Here is a 16518-nt window from a genome sequence, read left to right as displayed (position 1 = left end):
GAATAGTTCTACATCAACTCATATAAAATACTAACAGCCTTCATTAACATCAACCGATTGGCTCGTTACGGTTTCCCCGAAAAATTGTGATGCGTGGTGGTCAAAATCTGCGGTGTCATCAATGGTGGTATAAAACTTTCTGTGTCCGCCTTTGGCGAGGCGCTGTTCCATTTCTGGGTGGCGCTTCAGATAATCAACCAGGCTCTCGGCAACTATATCACCCTGCGCAACTACATTAACATTTGCCGGCAGGTGTGCTTTTATCTTATCATACAATAGCGGATAATGCGTACAAGCAAGCAAAATGGTATCTATTCCGTTTGCCTGGGCCATCAACTCGCCAAGGTATTGTTTAACATAATGGTCGGCACCTGGCTTGTTATATTCCCCGTTCTCTATCAGCGGTACCCATAATGGGCAGGCCTGCTGGTAAACGTTCAAGTCCGGATAAAAATGTTCTATCTCTAATTGATATGATCCGGATTGCACAGTGCCCCTGGTACCCAATATGCCGATGTTTTTCGATTGTGTATAATTCCCTATAACCTCGGCTGTAGGCCTTATCACACCTAACACCCTTTTATCTGGATGGTGTAATGGAAGATCCTGCTGCTGAATGGTACGGAGTGCCTTGGCCGATGCTGTATTGCACGCTAATATCACCAGCGGGCAGCCTTGCTTAAACATCCATTGCACGCACTCCCAGGTATATTGGTGAATGGTATTGAACGACCGGTTACCGTATGGCGCGCGGCCATTGTCGCCTAAATAAATATAATCGTACCCGGGTAGCTGTTCAACTATGGATCGGAAAACCGTTAACCCGCCAATGCCCGAATCAAATACACCAATAGGACCAAGACTTGCCATGTACCAAAAATAAAAAAAGCGCCCTGTAAAAGGGCGCTTTGTGATTAATTAATACTTTCAGATTATTTTAAACCCAATTTCAATTTCACTGCAGCAAGCATATCATCAGCCGGAGGCGATACGATAAGATCTGTTTGTGATGAGTTTAATACATAAGCATAACCTTTTTCTTTAGCTACTGCTACGATGGCAGCACGAGCCCTGTCAACCAATGGTTTTGTTAACTCGTTACCTTTAGCTTCAACTTTTTGCTGAGCGCTGGTTTGGTAATCCTGGAAACGTTTGCTTAGATCCTGTAATTCGGTTTCTTTAGATGTACGCACAGCATCTGTCATGCTTGCTCTCGCTTTTTGGTAATCGGCGCTTTTTGTCTGCAACTCGTTATTCATTGTAGTAAGCTCGTCGATAAACTGCTTTTTATATACATCAAGCTGAGTCGATAAAGTTTTTGACTCAGGCATCAAACTCAATACCTGCTCAAAATTGATGTGTCCGATTTTAGACTGAGCCTGTGCAAAGTTGCCTGCAAATAACAATCCCGCTGCAACTAAAGCAACTTTAAATAGTTTTTTCATTTTTACTGTTCTGGTGTTTATTTTATAGTTCTATTTCAATTTTAAATTACTTGGCAAGCACGCCCGGCTTTAAACCCAATCTTGTGATCACCTCGCTGCTTTTGTCATAGCGGGGATTAGCATAAAGCATAATCACTTCGCTGTTTTTGTCAAAAATCATGTCGAGGTTTTCGCTTTCGGCAACGGCTTGTACAGCTTTAGACACTTTTTCCTGAATAGGTTTAATCAGTGCGTTGCTGCGTTTTGCCAAATCTCCTTCCGGGCCAAAAATCTGGCGCTGATAATCTTTAGCAGCCTTTTCTTTGTCCACAATCTCGGTTTCACGACGTTTACGCATATCAGCTGTCATCAGTACCTGATCGGCCTGGTAAGCTTTGTACAAACGGTCAATCTCCTGGAAACGAGCGTCAACATCTTTTTGCCATTGTTGCGATAGCGACGCAAGCTGCTTTTGTGAGGAAGCATACTCCGGCATGTGTTTCAAAATATAGTCCGAGTCTACATATGCAAAACGCTGCGCAAAGGCAGCAGTAAATGCAATAAACGTGAAACAAATTGATAAAATTATCTTCTTCATAAATTCTGTTGTGCAAATTTAATTAAATCCGCCACTTAAACTCTGTGAAATTGTAAAATGGAAGTGGCCACCATTTGCACCGATCTGGTTTGGCAACCTGTCGAAACCGTAACCATAGTCAAGACCAAGTAAACCAAATATCGGTAAAAATATCCTGGCACCAAAACCAACCGAACGCCTTACGTTGAACGGATTAAATTGGTTCATATTGTCCCAAACGTTACCGCCTTCCGCAAATGCCAGTAAAAATATAGTTGCCGACTGGCTTGCGATTACCGGGTGCCTTAGCTCCATTGTAAACTTGTCATATATAGCATTACCCTGGTTGGTATTAGCTGTAAGCCTTGACCCTTCCGGCACGATAGAGAAGTTTTCATAACCACGTAAACCGATGATATCTGTACCTTGCAGGAACTGGTAGCTTTGCATACCGTCACCACCTAATTTGAAACGCTCAAACGGCGACTGACCAACTTTTTTGTTATATGAACCAAGGTAACCAAACCTTGCTTGCGTCATCAAAACCAATTTACCGCTTATACGCTGGAACCACTGCGCATCAAATTTCCATTTGTAGTACTCCACAAAGTGATAACGCTCTTCAGGAGTTGCTATACCGTAGTTGATGTTGTTGAACAATGAGTATGGAGGCGTACCCTGTAAAGTTAACTTGATGTTTGAACCAGACGTTGGATAAATAGGGACATCAATAGAATTACGACTAAGCTCTTGCGTTAATTTGATGTTATAAGAAGTACCGTTGTTAAATAGGTAGCCCGAATAGTTATCAAGGTTATAGTGGTCGAAGTTTAGCGAGTAGTTTAACTGGAAATAGTTATCCGGCCAGTTTAAACGTTTACCCAAAGTTACACCCACACCATTAATACGCAGGTTATTGTAGTAAGGGCTTGTTTTTGGATAATACTGCCCTGTTGAGCTACCTTGTGTATAAGCAGATAGTGCAAAGTAAATTGGTTTTTTGCCACCTAACCATGGCTCAGAAAACGTAAACGAGAAGTTTTGATAAGTACGACCACTCGATTGTCCACGTAAACTCAGTTTCTGACCGTCGCCTTTTGGCAATGGCTTGTAGGCTTTAAGGTTAAATATATTGCGTAACGAGAAGTTGTTGAACGTTAAACCCAGCGTACCTACCAACTGGCCACCACCAAAACCACCCGAAAGCTCGATTTGGTCTGAAGGTTTTTCAACTACGTTGTAAACCAAGTCAACAGTACCATCGGCAGGGTTAAGATTTGTAGGCCTTGGTTCGGTTTTTTGCTCGTCAAAGTTACCCAACTGGCCAATTTCACGCGCACTGCGTATTAGTAGCTCCTTGTTAAACTTCTGGCCGGGTTTTGTACGTATCTCACGCATAACCACTTTATCGTTGGTTACATCATTACCTTTTAATATTACACGGTTAATGGTGTATTGCGGGCCTTCGTAAATGCGCACGTCCAAATCGATAGTATCGCCATAAATGCGGGTTTGTACCGGGTCGGCCGTGAAGGTTAGGTAACCATCATTCAGATAAAAAGAAGAAACGTCATCATTAGCAGGTGTTGGGCCTGATAGCCTTTTATTTAACTCTTCCTCGCTAAATGGCGCACCTTTTTCAATTTGTAAAACGCGGGTAAGGAAATCTGTAGAGAACCTTGCGTTACCCGAAAACTTAACATTACCAAAGTAATATTTACGCCCCTCGTAAACCTTAATTTTTACATCTACGGTTTTATCATCATGAGGCGTTACGGTATCGCTTACAACCTGCGCATCACGGTATCCTTTCTCCTGCATTTTCTGCACAAGCAACACCTTATCTTCCTCGTATTTTTCCTGCTTAAATTTTTTGGAACCGAATATGTGCCAAAACTTTTTCTCGCGGGTATCTTTCAAAAACTTCCTTAATTTGCTGTCGCTAAAGGCTGTATTACCCTCAAAATCAACGCTATTAATCTTTACCTTTTGCTTTTTATCAATAGCTACATCAAGGATGATGCTGTTTGGGTCGCCGGGATCCTTAGTTTGGGTAATGTTTACCGTAGTATTTAAGTAACCCTTCTCGTTAAAGTGCTTTTTAATTATAGCAGTAGTAGTGCTCAGTAAGTTTTCGTTAACAATTTTGCCTGTTTTATCAGCCAGCTTTTTATTGATGTCTTCAATCTCGCCTTTGCGGATGCCTGTCATTTTCAATCGCGACAAACGCGGGCGCTCGGTAACAGCAAGCTCAATAAACACAGTATCCATATTAATGCGCTTGATATTGAACTGCACATCATCAAACAAACCCTGCTTGTAAAGATCTTTAACAACGTTTGCGTTTTGCTCGCCCGGCAGGGTAATCCTGTCGCCCTTGTTTAACTTTGATATTTGCAGTAAAACATCCTTGTCAAGATACTTAGCACCAGATATGGTTACGTCGCCAATGATATACTCTTTGGGGTTAAGGTAGCTAAGCGTGGTATCCTGAGCCACGGGTTTGCTAAGAGATGATCTCTGGAAACCAGAAACCTGGGCAAGGGCTGCAGTGCTTATAAAAGAAAACAGTATAGCGATAAAAACTCTATTCATCCGAATGTTTTAGTGGGCTAAAAATAATTTATACAGTTGTTAAAAAGTGTTAAAAGGAAAAATTTAGTTTACCTGCTCGCTTGTCATACCAAAGCGGCGCTCGCGTTTTTGGAAATCTAAAATGGCTTCGTAAAGGTCTTCGCGCCTAAAGTCGGGCCATAGCTTTTCGGTAAAATACAGTTCGGCATAAGCTATTTGCCAAAGCAAATAATTACTTATGCGGTACTCGCCACTCGTCCTGATCAAAAGCTCGGGATTGGGCATACCGCCTGTATATAAATTATCTTCAAACATCTGTTCATTAATATCAGCGGGCTGTAACTGGCCGCTTTGTACTTTCTCCGCAAGCTTTTTTGCGGCCTGTACCATTTCATTACGCGAGCTGTAGCTAAGCGCAAGTGTTAGCACTAAACCTGTATTTACAGATGTACGCTCAATTGCATTGTTGAGTTCCTTAAAACATTTACCGGGAAGCTGTGCCAGATCGCCAATGGCGTTTAAACGCACATTGTTTTTCATGAGTGTGTTGATCTCTTTATTAATGGTGCTTATAAGCAGTTCCATTATGGCCGACACCTCAAATTTTGGGCGGTTCCAGTTTTCGGCACTAAAGGTATAAAGGGTTAAGTAGGCTATGCCTAACTCGCCCGAGCCCTCAACCACATCACGTACAGACAGCACACCATTGTGGTGGCCAAAAACCCTTAATTTGCCTTTCCCTTTTGCCCAACGCCCGTTGCCATCCATAATAATAGCTACGTGTTTTGGCAATCTTTGCAAATCAATTTGCTCTTTATAACTCATTTTTGTGCGGGGGCTTAACAGCAATTTATAGCGCTGCTAAGTACATTGCTTTGATAAAATAAAACTCGTTTTAAGCAAAGCCGTCAATAACTTATGCTGTTTTTTTCAGGGAACAAAGGTAAAACTTACTTTGTATTATTTTAGTATGCAAAGGAAAAGAAATAAATGGCATTTTAACTACATTTAACATAATAACAAAAGCGCCCCGCAACTGCAGGGCGCTTTTGTTATTTGCTCAAGCTTGCCTTAATAAGCCTGCCTGTCTTTTAAAAGGCTCACATCTTTAGGGGCGATATCTGCAATGGCATATTGCTGCACGCCGGCAATGGTCATTTCATCAAGGGCGCTTACCAGGTTTTCATATACAGATGTATCTGCCGGTTTTATCATCACCATCATACTTTTGCCGGTTGCCTTTTTTACTTGCTCGCGTATGTCAACTATGGCTTTGCGCAGGCCATCTCTTTTAAAGTTGGTTAGCTTGGCTGCTACAAGGGGTTTATTAGCAAGGCCCAGGTAATACATTACCTTATTATCCTTACCTAAACAAACCGTAAGCGTGCGCGACTCGGGCACGCCGCCTTGCTCATCCCCTACCGGCATGGCTACATCCATAGCATGTGGCTTGGAAAGTGTTGTGGTTAAAATAAAAAACGTAATGAGTAAAAAAGCCAGATCAACCATTGCAGTCAGGTCTACACGAAGTGCGGCTTTTTTTGAGCGGCTTTTGCTGCCGGCTTTCTCCGGGGTTTGATTTAATTCGGCCATGATAGTAATATTTAGGTTAATAGATATGTTGTTATACCTTTATAACGATAAATATATTACTAAGTTTCGCTTTAACAAAATTATATTTTTTTAAAATATCTTTAATAGAATTAAATGTGGTTAATTATCGAAGTAGCATTTAGATGTAACGAAAGTATATGAGATGGTAAAACCTGCAAAAAGGTACATATCCCGTGGGCGGAAGTCGCCGCGTTGCGATCCCGGCGTGCCAATGTTGTATCCTAAACGCTCTCCGGACCTATCGGCCATAGCTACAGATAGTGGTAGTGGCAGTCGGCTCCTTTCAGCATACACGCCGCTAACATCGTCAAGGTAATCGGTAAATGTATAGCGGTAACCAAGCTCGGCAGCTATGGTGCATTTGCCGGTAAAGTTATATTTGAAACCTGCGCCAAAAGGTATTACTGCTGTCCGTGTACTGTATTCGTTTTCCTGCCCTTCGGTACGTAAGTGCCTTAAGCTTATAACATTACCGTTTGCGCGGGTGCGTGGAGCGTAAGATGTAATGCCTGCTCCTAAAAAAACGTATGGCGTATATTTGTTTTTCCCGGCTTCGGGAATGTATTTCATGAAGTTAAACTCGGCCAGCAAAGCCAACTCGCGCAATGGGGTATAAAAACTCAAGTTGCGGTTACGTACCTGTTCATCGTTTGATGTGCTGTCGGCCCCGCGAATATTGCCCAGCGTGAAGCTTAGTTTTGCGGCTATGTAACCGTTAAAATTGTATTTGCCAAATACACTGGCTGCAGGTTGGTTTATTTTAACAGGGTTGTTGGTATTCAGATCGCCCATGTAGCCAAAGCCACCCAGCGCGGCCCCAACTTCCCAGGTTTGGCCGCTAACCTTAACAGATATAAAGAGTAAAAAAATAACTGTTAACAGTTTTGGCATAAGCTGGCTTTAATAATTACGGGCGTCCAGTCCCCATAATAGCTTTTTCCTTAACGTTGATAAGTAGCTTTCATTATTAAGGCGTATTAAATTAAGCTTGAAATCGGCTTTGTAAACTTTAAACGGTACGCTCTTGTCAATAATAATAGTACGGCTGTCGCAGGACACTATGTAGTTTGTACCTCTGCACTCCACCTCGAAAGACAGCTCGCTGGTATCCGGTAAAATTACAGGCCTCACATTGAGGTTGTGCGGCGCAACCGGTGTTAAAGCTATACTGTTTGATTGCGGGAAGATGATAGGACCACCGCAGCTTAACGAGTAGGCCGTTGAACCTGTTGAGGTAGATATGATGATACCATCGCCCCAGTACGAGTTTAAAAACTCGCCATTAAGCGATACGTGTGTAGTGATCATGGCTGCATCATCGCGCTTGTGGATGGTAACATCATTAAGGGCAAAGTTATTGTCGCCAAACAGGTTTTGTTCCGAGTCGATAACCAACAGCTCGCGGCTATCAATGGTATATTCCTTATTAACTACGGCATGTATAGCGGCAGCTATATCATTGCGGTTAATACTCGCCAAAAAGCCAAGACGACCAAAATTAATACCTATAACGGGTACACCGGTATCGCGTATAAGCGTAACCATGTCAAGCATGGTGCCATCGCCGCCTATGGTTATAAAAAGATCGATAAAATCTTTTATGGGCTGGTTACTATCGAGAATATGGTATGGCGCAGTATCTAAATTCCCTTTTAAGGTATCGGCAAATTGCGGATGCAGGTAAACATTTACCTGGTGCATCACTAAATTTTCAAACACCTGGCGAATGAATGGAAAAACCGATGCATCATTAAACTGCCTGCCGTAAACTGCTATATTCATATCTTGTGGCGAATATCCGAACTTTACTTTAAATAGAGCAGTTTAATTTAATTGCTGCTTTTGTTACTTTGATTGCATCTGGCCCGGCTACAAATTCAGGTAATTCATAAATGAATCAAACCTGTCCATAGCGCCATCATCATGATCGGTATTATTAAAGGTAGCCTTAATATCGTAGTTGTACCGCAAAAACGTAGCGATGATGTTTGACAGATCGCGCTTATTCAATTTGAGCGTTACTTCCATGCGAGTAGAGTCGGGAAAGGTGCGGATATACGAGCTCAGGATCTGCGCATTGTCCGACTCAACAATTTGTGACATGTGCGCCAACGAATTGTTCTTGTTGTCTATCTCCAACACAATAATTCCACCAGGCTGCGCTACAGAGGTAAGCTGCGCAAAATAGTCATTCATGGCATTAACGCTTATGAGGCCAAGGTAGTCTTTCTTGTGGTTGAGTACCGGAACCACGCTAAGCTGCTGCTCATAAAACAGGCGGATAACATCATAAATATGCTGCCCTTCCAATACGTATGGATTTACAAGCGATAAAGCAAGCGACCCAACCTGAACACTGTAATCAGGCTCCTCAATAAGGTCGTCCTCACTCAGGAGGCCCAAAAACTGTTCTTCATTCACAATTGGCAAATGCCTTACACGAAACTCCGCCATACGGTCAAACACCTTCTGTATACTATCAGATGTGTGTACCGGCGGTATCGCATCAGCTATAAGCTCAACTGCAAGCATATTTTATTTTTTTATTTTATTTAAAAATGCGCCAAGGTGCTGGTTAAATTCTTCCGGGCGCTCCATCATTGGTGCGTGCCCGCATTTATCTATCCAGTGCAACTCGGCATTTGGCAGCAATTCGTTAAACTCCACAGCCACTTCCGGCGGGGTGATTTTGTCATCGCGTCCCCATATTAACGCAACCGGCATGGTTATCTTGCGCAGCTCGTCTTTCATATTGTGCCTTATGGCCGATTTAGCCATAGCCAATATGCGTATTACTTTACTCCTGTCGTTAATGGTTTGGAAAACATCATCGACAAGCTCTTTGGTAGCGGTTACCGGGTCGTAAAAAGTATATTCAACCTTGTTTTTAACAAACTCATAGTTCTCGCGGCGCGGAAATGAACCGCCAAAGGCATTTTCATACAAACCAGAGCTACCGGTAAGCACCAAGGCCTTTACATAACCGGGATGAGCCAATACGTAAATAAGCCCCACATGGCCCCCTAATGAATTACCCAGCAATATCACATTTTTAAGGCCTTTGTGTTTTATAAACTTATGTATGAATTTTGATAGGGCACGCACTCCAGTGGTAAGCAAAGGCAAATCATAAATGGGCAGCATGGGTAGTATTACACGGTAATGAGGGCTAAACTCCTCTACCACTTTTTCCCAGTTGCTTAAAGCGCCCATTAAGCCGTGCAGAAGCAATAGGGGTTCGCCCTGACCTTCGTCTATATAACTAAAACCACCTTCTTCTTTCAGCTCGTAGCTCATAAATAACAAGTATAATATTGGTTGCCAAGCATCTGTACCGATTTAACTAACGGTACAAAACTTGGTAAAGTTGAGTATAAAATTAGTTTATTGTGCTACAGTTGCAACTATTAATTATCAATAAAATTAACCAAGCAGTTGTTTTACCACCTCAGATACTGTTTTACCATCGGCACGGCCGGCCAGCTCTTTATTGGCAACACCCATAACGCGGCCCATTTCTTTTACAGATGTAATACCCAGGCGCTCTATCACTTCCTGTATGTATCCTTCAATTTCAAACCGGCTCATTTGCTGCGGCAGGTAAGGCTCAATAACATACATTTCGGCCATTTCAATCTCGTACAAATCCTCGCGGTTTTGGGCTTTGTAAATGTCGGCACTTTCCTTGCGTTGCTTAATCAGTTTCTGCAGCACTTTTATTTCCGCATCTTCGGTAAGTTCTTCTGATGCGCCTTTTTCTGTTTTGGCCAGTAACAGGGCCGATTTTATTGCACGCAGGCCGCGAAGGCGGTCGGCTTGTTTGGCAAGCATTGCCTGCTTAATATCCTGATCTATTTTTGTGATGAGTGACATGGTAATTGTCTGTATTTAGTAATTGTATATTTATGTATGATGCAGCGCCAAAACGCTATTTCCTAAATATGGTTGATGCATTGGCCTGTGCCGTTGGCATTATCAGCAAATCATTAATGTTTACATGTGCCGGGCGCGATGCCACAAACCAAATGGTTTCGGCAATATCCTGAGCCAGCAAGGGCTCAAAGCCCTCGTAAACTTTTTTTGCCCGTTCCTTATCACCTTTAAAGCGCACTTCAGAAAATTCGGTTTCAACAGCACCGGGGTGTATGGCGGTTACTTTGATACCATGTGGCAACAGGTCAAGCCGCATACCTTTATTTAAGGCGTCAACAGCATGTTTGGTAGCGCAATAAACATTGCCATTGGTGTAAACATCTTTACCGGCTATCGAGCCAAGGTTAATGATATGACCACTGCCATGTGTTATCATCCAGCCCGAAACAATTTTGCTTACGTAAAGCAGGCCTTTAATGTTGGTATCAATCATGGTATCCCAATCATCAAAATTGCCTTTGTCTACCGGGTCAAGGCCCTGGCTAAGGCCGGCGTTGTTTACCAGCACATCAATCTTCTTCCAGTTGTCGGGCAGTTCATCAAGGCTTTTAACTACCTGCTGGCGGCTGCGTATATCAAATGATGATACCGCTATCTCCACATTATATTTTTCGTTTAATGTTTGCGCCAGGGCTTCCAGCCTTTCCATGCGGCGGCCGGTTAAAATAAGGTTATAACCTTCGCGGGCAAATGTATGTGCGCAAGCTTCGCCAATGCCGGCAGTTGCGCCTGTAATCAATGCAATTTTAGCCATAGGTATTTAACTATCGGCAGCGAAATTATGTTTTTTATTTGTTGCGGCGGTTAAATCGCCGTTAGAAATATCAAAACCCGCGCTTTAAATGACAGCCCTTTTACTCAAAGTAAAGGCTAAACATAAATGTATGTAACGACAGCTTGCTTATTGGCGATGAAAAGGGATGATTCTCGGGCACCAGCATATTGCCAAAGGTGTTGGTAATCTTAACCTCGGGCGACATCTTGAAATACTCGAAATAAATATCAAACCCAAACCCTGCTTCGTACGAGGTATAGCTACGTACATTTTTAACAGACCTATCCAAAAGATCAATATTGGACTCATCCTTTTTGGAACCTATGGCTCCCGAAAATTTAACACCCCCAAGCAGGTAAGCGCGAAAGTTATATATCCTGTCGGATTTTAGCTTGAGGCTGATAGGGAAATCGAGCGTGGTGGTTTGTACCTGCTTATCCACATCCTGCGTAGCATCCACATACTTATAGGATAAGCCTTTGTCAGAAAAAACAAGTGACGGTGTGGCACGTATCTCCAGGTGATCGGTAAGGCGGTAGCGGGTTAAAAAGCCAACCGCAAAGCCAGGTTTTGATTTGCTGCTGATGCTGTTTAGCGAGTCGGTAACGTACATATTATTCTCGGCATCAAAAAACGGGGCACGCCACCCGGGGGTCTTAACAATTTTGTAGGTATTGTTTACGTACGAAAAGCTGAAACCAAAGCTAAGGTCGGTTTGGTCGGCACCGCCGCCCCATGCCGGTACAAATTGCTGTGCAAACGCAAAGTTGCAGCAACCCATCCATAATAAAATGATGAAGTACCGGTATTTTATCATTTAATGCCTGTATATATGGAACAGATACCAAACGTAAGCGGGCGATTTTTGGTATTCTTAAAACCGGCTTTATCCATTAAAGCAACAAAGCTTTTGCCATCCGGAAAAGCCTCTACAGACTCGGGCAAATAACTGTATGCGCGTGAGTCCTTAGAGAAAAGCTTACCTATGCCTGGTGTTATATACTTAAAGTAGAAATTATACAGTTGCTTTACCGGGAACACTCTTGGTTTAGAAAACTCCAGCACCACCGCTTTGCCGCCTGGTTTAAGCACCCTGAAAATATCTGCCAGGCCTGTTTCAAGATTCTCGAAATTGCGGGCACCAAAGGCTACCGTTACCGCGTCGAAATCAGCGTCCTCAAAAGGCAGTTTTTCCGAGTCGCCAAGTTTTACCTCAAACTTGTCGCCCAGGCCGCGTTTAGCTATTTTTTGATCTGCTATATCAAGCATCCCCTGCGAAATATCTACCCCGATGATCTTCTCGGGTTTAAGGATGGTGAGCGCTTCAAAGGCAAAATCGCCCGTGCCTGTGGCCACATCCAAAATGCGTTTGGGTTTTAGCTGCTTAAGCTCGTTGATAGCTATTTTACGCCATATAATATCGATACCTAACGACATGAAATGATTCAAAAAATCGTAGGTTTTTGATATGTTATTAAACATATCTGCAACTTGTTCTTTTTTGGTGCTATTGTCGTGGTATGGGGTTACAATTTTGCTCATGATATAGTGCGGCAAATATACTTGTTTTAATTGGTGCTGGGTATGTAGTTGTAAGTAGTTATTAGTTAACAGTCATTCTGTTGATTTAACATATGATAATGGCTGCAGGTTTTCACCCCCCCCCTCGATAACTAATACCTAATAAACTAATAACTGCTCACTGCTCAACCGCTTCCTAAATTTATTTAAAAACCTTACCTTGAGCAATCAATAAACCTCAAAACAAAACATCCCGTCATGAAAGAGAACGAAGCATCCCGCCGGGGGTTCCTCAAAAAACTTGCAACTACCGCAGCAGCCGTTGGCGCAGGTAGCAGTTTAATAGCCGCCGAAAATAAAGGCAGTTTTTATTACCTTAAACAGCATTATAACCAATTTGGACCAAACGACCAGGTAAACATTGCCCTGATTGGTGCAGGTGGCATGGGCGTGCAGGATGCCATTGTTGCCCTACAGGTACCCGGCGTAAAAATGGTTGCCGTATGTGACCTTTACGATGGCCGCCTAAAGGATGCCAAAACCCGTTGGGGTAACGATATTTTTACTACCAAAGTTTATAAAGAGATACTTAACCGTAAAGATATTGATGCAGTGATAATTGCCACACCCGATCATTGGCACCAGCAGATTTCAGTTGATGCCATGCATGCAGGCAAGCATGTATATTGCGAAAAACCGATGGTACACTCGGTTGCCGAGGGGCCTGCAGTTATAAAGGCGCAAAAAGAAACCGGAAAAATATTCCAGGTGGGCAGCCAGGGCGTATCTTCATTAGGAAACGAGAAGGCGCATGAATTGTTGAAAGCCGGCGCCATTGGCGAACTTAACTATGCCGAAGGTTTTTGGGCGCGCCGCGCCCCTATCGAGGTTTGGCAGTACCCTATTCCCGAAGATGCATCCACCCAGACGGTAGATTGGGAAACTTACATCAGCAATACTAAAAAGCGCCCGTATGATTCGAAACGCTTTTTCAGATGGCGCAATTATACCGATTATGGTACCGGCATGGCCGGCGATTTGTTTGTGCATCTGTTTAGCAGCCTGCATTACATAACCGAATCTATGGGGCCAAACAAAATATATGCATCTGGCGGTTTACGCTACTGGAACGATGGCCGCGAAGTACCTGATGTTTTATTAGGCACGTTTGATTACGGCAAAACAGCCGCCCATCCTGCTTTTAACCTGAGCTTACGCTGCAACTTTGTTGACGGCACAAGCGGCACTACCTACTTAAAATTAGTAGGTAGCGAAGGATCTATGGATGTTACCTGGGATAGTGTTACGCTAAAACGTAACAAGGTCATCGCATCCGACGATCCGTTTTATATTGAAAAGATGCGTAAAGCGGGGCAAAGCGACAGTGGCCGTAAGCAAATATTACCACCCGAGGTAATTACTTACGAAGCAGAAAAAGGTTACAAAGGCGGCCCGTATGATCACATGAACAACTGGATTACCGCCATACGCACAAACGGCAAGGTTGCCGAAGATGCCATATTCGGCTATCGTGCAGCGGCCCCTGCCCTACTATGTAACGACAGCTATTACAAAAACACGCCAATGTTTTGGGATCCTGAGAAAATGCGCATAGCTAAATAATATCAAGATGAAAAAACACTTAAAGATACTTGGGCTTGCAGCAGCGATGGCCTTTATGAGTTCGCAGGGCTTTGCGCAGGCAAAAAAAGCCGGTTGGGTAAGCCTGTTTAACGGTAAAAACTTAAACGGCTGGCACGGCTTCAACAAAACCGGTGAGGTTAAAAACTGGACCATTGAAAATGGCGCCCTGGTTTGCCTGGGCACTGTGCACGGTACAGATACAGGCGGCGATATAGTTACCGATAAGCAGTACGATAATTTTGTACTAACCTGGAGCTGGAAGATTGACAAAGGCAGCAACAGCGGTGTTTTATATCACGTTGTGGAAGATAAAAAGTATGATGCCAGTTATGCTACCGGCCCCGAGTACCAGATTATAGATGATATAAACTGGGTACCCGATGTTTTAGAAGACTGGCAAAAAACCGGTGCCGACTATGCCATGCACATCCCCAATAAGCAAAAAGTTTTAAAACCTGTTGGCGAATGGAACACCAGTAAAATTGTTTTTAACCATGGCCATGTTGAGCATTGGCTTAACGGCAAAAAGATTTTGGAGTTTACCGCCTGGGATGCTGACTGGAAGAAAAAGAAAGCCGAAGGCAAATGGAAAGAACACCCCGAATACGGTATTACCAAAACCGGCCACATTGCCCTGCAGGACCATGGACACAAGGCATATTTTAAGGATATTAGGATAAAGCAATTGTAAGCTATCAAAGCAGGATCTCATTGCGAGCGATAGCGTTGCAACCTCGTCGCTCGCTTGTTGAACGCGATGAGATTACCACGTCGCTAAGCTCCTCGCAATGACATGCTTTAAATTTAATGCAAGAGTCTGTCTGAGCTTGTCGAAGACCTAACAAAGCGTCTAATGTTTCGTCATGCTCAACATGACTCTCTATTAAGAATAACCCTTAGGTAACCAGATCGACTTAAGACTTAAAAAAGAAGGGGCTGCAATTATTGCAGCCCCTTCTTTTTTAATAAAATTTTGGCAATGGGTTCAAGCCCGTATCCTGGCGTTGATGCCAGTATGGATATATCGGGTCCCTGTCGCTGGCGGCATCAAGCTTTTTAACTTGCTCGGTAGTCAAATTCCAGCCAACTGCATCAAGGTTTTGCTTAAGCTGCTCCTCATTGCGTGCGCCTATAATAATATTGGCGACAGTTGGGCGCTGCAGCAACCAGTTGATAGATACCTGGGCTACAGATTTACCTGTTTCCTGGGCCACCTCGTCCAAAGCATCAACTATATTGTAAAGGCGTTCCATATCCGTTTCGGGGCCATGGCTGCCACCCTGCGCGCGGCGGTTATCCTGCGGTAACGGCTGTCCGCGACGGAACTTACCACCTAATTGCCCCGAAGCCAGCGGGCTCCAAACTATTGTGCTCACTTTTTGGTCAATCCCCAATGGCATCAATTCCCATTCAAATTCCCTGTCGAGCAGTGAATAATAAGCCTGGTGAGCAACATAGCGCGCCCAACCATAACGCTCGGAAACAGACAGTGACTTCATCAGGTGCCAACCCGAAAAGTTTGAGCAGGCAATGTAACGGATTTTACCTGCACTAATCAGATCATCTAACGTGCGCAGGGTTTCTTCAACCGGTGTATTGCCATCAAAACCGTGTAAGTGAAAAATATCAATATAGTCGGTGTTAAGTCGCTTCAAACTTGCCTCTACCGAATTAATAAGATGAAATCTCGAGGAACCGTAATCATTTTCTCCATCGCTCATCCTGAAAGTTGCCTTTGTAGATACAAGCACCCTGTTACGCAAACCTTCGAGTGCCTGGCCCAAGATTTCTTCAGATACACCTTTAGAGTAAACGTTAGCTGTATCAAAAAAATTTACGCCCGCATCAAGGCATAAGTGTACAAGTTTTTTTGCATCCTCCAGCTGGGTATTACCCCAGGCTTTAAAGAAATCGCCCTGGCCGCCAAAGGTTGCGGTGCCAAAACTTAAAACGGGCACATGCAGGCCCGATGCTCCCAATTGTCTGTATTCCATAGTGTATATGTTTATTTTAATCTGCAAATAGTTCGCAGCAATAAATTCAAATCTCGGGTATAGCCGCTTAAAAACATATCACAGAAATAACATAAAACATTATTAACAGGCCCCCTACTTTAAATATGAATGGGGCAAGGCCTTACCGAGTTTTGATGCTTGCCCGCGGACTTTGGAGATTATCAATTGCGTGGAATGCAAAACCACTACACGGAACATTGTTTTAAAGAAAGCACGCATGCCTATTTTTTTGTTAGCGTTTAGCTGTACAACTATAACAGCGCAAGCAAGAAGTATGGTTATATAGAATGCTATATTTTGCCAAACACTACCTACGCTAAGTTGATTAATGTCCAACGATTGGAATGCTGCATTCATAGTGTAATTGGTAATAGGTAAACTAAGCGTCTATAGTCTACAAAGTTAACCCTACCCCATACACTATAAAGCTACCAGCCTGAT

General features: G+C 43.3%; 18 protein-coding genes. 2 read left to right on the top strand and 16 right to left on the bottom strand.

Annotated features, from left to right (window positions below):
- Positions 1-30: 30 nt before the first annotated feature.
- The 14 genes from murI to ubiE all read right to left on the bottom strand — a co-directional run bounded on the left by murI (position 31) and on the right by ubiE (position 12439).
- Complete coding sequence (murI, locus tag FPZ43_RS15895; protein ID WP_146382922.1) at positions 31-870, bottom strand: glutamate racemase; 840 nt, start codon at positions 868-870, stop codon at positions 31-33.
- Positions 871-932: 62 nt separating this feature from the next.
- Complete coding sequence (locus FPZ43_RS15890) at positions 933-1445, bottom strand: OmpH family outer membrane protein (protein ID WP_146382921.1); 513 nt, start codon at positions 1443-1445, stop codon at positions 933-935.
- Between the two features lie 46 nt (positions 1446-1491).
- Entirely contained in the window at positions 1492-2022 is a 531-nt protein-coding gene (locus tag FPZ43_RS15885) for an OmpH family outer membrane protein (RefSeq protein ID WP_146382920.1), read from the bottom strand.
- Positions 2023-2040: 18 nt separating this feature from the next.
- Entirely contained in the window at positions 2041-4596 is a 2556-nt protein-coding gene (bamA, locus tag FPZ43_RS15880) for an outer membrane protein assembly factor BamA (protein ID WP_146382919.1), read from the bottom strand.
- A gap of 63 nt (positions 4597-4659) precedes the next feature.
- The gene (locus FPZ43_RS15875) at positions 4660-5400 is read right to left on the bottom strand and encodes an isoprenyl transferase (protein WP_146382918.1); all 741 of its coding nucleotides are present in this window, start codon (positions 5398-5400) and stop codon (positions 4660-4662) included.
- A gap of 246 nt (positions 5401-5646) precedes the next feature.
- Positions 5647-6168 carry an ExbD/TolR family protein gene (locus FPZ43_RS15870; protein ID WP_146382917.1) on the bottom strand — a complete coding sequence of 174 codons (522 nt, stop codon included), beginning with the start codon at positions 6166-6168 and terminating at the stop codon, positions 5647-5649.
- A gap of 120 nt (positions 6169-6288) precedes the next feature.
- On the bottom strand, positions 6289-7080 hold the full coding sequence (gene porG / locus FPZ43_RS15865; protein WP_146382916.1) for a type IX secretion system protein PorG: 792 nt from the start codon (positions 7078-7080) through the stop codon (positions 6289-6291).
- A gap of 9 nt (positions 7081-7089) precedes the next feature.
- Complete coding sequence (locus tag FPZ43_RS15860) at positions 7090-7971, bottom strand: NAD kinase (protein WP_146382915.1); 882 nt, start codon at positions 7969-7971, stop codon at positions 7090-7092.
- 87 nt (positions 7972-8058) lie between these two features.
- A complete protein-coding gene (locus tag FPZ43_RS15855) occupies positions 8059-8721 on the bottom strand; it encodes a CBS domain-containing protein (protein ID WP_146382914.1) in 663 nt (220 codons plus the stop codon).
- 3 nt (positions 8722-8724) lie between these two features.
- The gene (locus FPZ43_RS15850) at positions 8725-9486 is read right to left on the bottom strand and encodes an alpha/beta fold hydrolase (protein WP_146382913.1); all 762 of its coding nucleotides are present in this window, start codon (positions 9484-9486) and stop codon (positions 8725-8727) included.
- A 126-nt stretch (positions 9487-9612) separates the two neighbouring features.
- Positions 9613-10062, bottom strand: a complete 450-nt coding sequence (locus FPZ43_RS15845; protein WP_146382912.1) for a GatB/YqeY domain-containing protein — start codon at positions 10060-10062, stop codon at positions 9613-9615.
- A gap of 55 nt (positions 10063-10117) precedes the next feature.
- Entirely contained in the window at positions 10118-10876 is a 759-nt protein-coding gene (locus FPZ43_RS15840; RefSeq protein ID WP_146382911.1) for an SDR family oxidoreductase, read from the bottom strand.
- A gap of 100 nt (positions 10877-10976) precedes the next feature.
- The gene (gene porT / locus FPZ43_RS15835; RefSeq protein ID WP_146382910.1) at positions 10977-11714 is read right to left on the bottom strand and encodes a type IX secretion/gliding motility protein PorT/SprT; all 738 of its coding nucleotides are present in this window, start codon (positions 11712-11714) and stop codon (positions 10977-10979) included.
- Positions 11711-12439 (bottom strand): bifunctional demethylmenaquinone methyltransferase/2-methoxy-6-polyprenyl-1,4-benzoquinol methylase UbiE, encoded by a 729-nt coding sequence (gene ubiE / locus FPZ43_RS15830; RefSeq protein ID WP_146382909.1) that lies wholly within the window; start codon positions 12437-12439, stop codon positions 11711-11713. Before ubiE ends, porT begins: the two co-directional genes overlap by 4 nt.
- A 237-nt stretch (positions 12440-12676) precedes the next feature.
- Here ubiE and FPZ43_RS15825 point away from each other — a divergent pair, with 237 nt between their 5' ends.
- Complete coding sequence (locus FPZ43_RS15825; protein WP_146382908.1) at positions 12677-14041, top strand: Gfo/Idh/MocA family protein; 1365 nt, start codon at positions 12677-12679, stop codon at positions 14039-14041.
- 7 nt (positions 14042-14048) lie between these two features.
- Positions 14049-14753, top strand: a complete 705-nt coding sequence (locus FPZ43_RS15820) for a 3-keto-disaccharide hydrolase (protein WP_146382907.1) — start codon at positions 14049-14051, stop codon at positions 14751-14753.
- Positions 14754-15024: 271 nt separating this feature from the next.
- On the opposite strand, the gene FPZ43_RS15815 is transcribed toward FPZ43_RS15820, so the two are convergent.
- Together FPZ43_RS15815 and FPZ43_RS15810 are read right to left on the bottom strand one after the other, a co-directional pair.
- Positions 15025-16056 carry an aldo/keto reductase gene (locus tag FPZ43_RS15815; RefSeq protein WP_146382906.1) on the bottom strand — a complete coding sequence of 344 codons (1032 nt, stop codon included), beginning with the start codon at positions 16054-16056 and terminating at the stop codon, positions 15025-15027.
- Between the two features lie 114 nt (positions 16057-16170).
- Positions 16171-16434: a hypothetical protein gene (locus FPZ43_RS15810; protein ID WP_146382905.1), complete on the bottom strand. Its 264-nt coding sequence runs from the start codon at positions 16432-16434 to the stop codon at positions 16171-16173.
- Positions 16435-16518 lie beyond the last annotated feature (84 nt).

The sequence above is a fragment of the Mucilaginibacter pallidiroseus genome (genome assembly GCF_007846085.1).
Classification (GTDB): domain Bacteria; phylum Bacteroidota; class Bacteroidia; order Sphingobacteriales; family Sphingobacteriaceae; genus Mucilaginibacter; species Mucilaginibacter pallidiroseus.
This window is presented reverse-complemented; position numbering and strand designations above follow the sequence as displayed.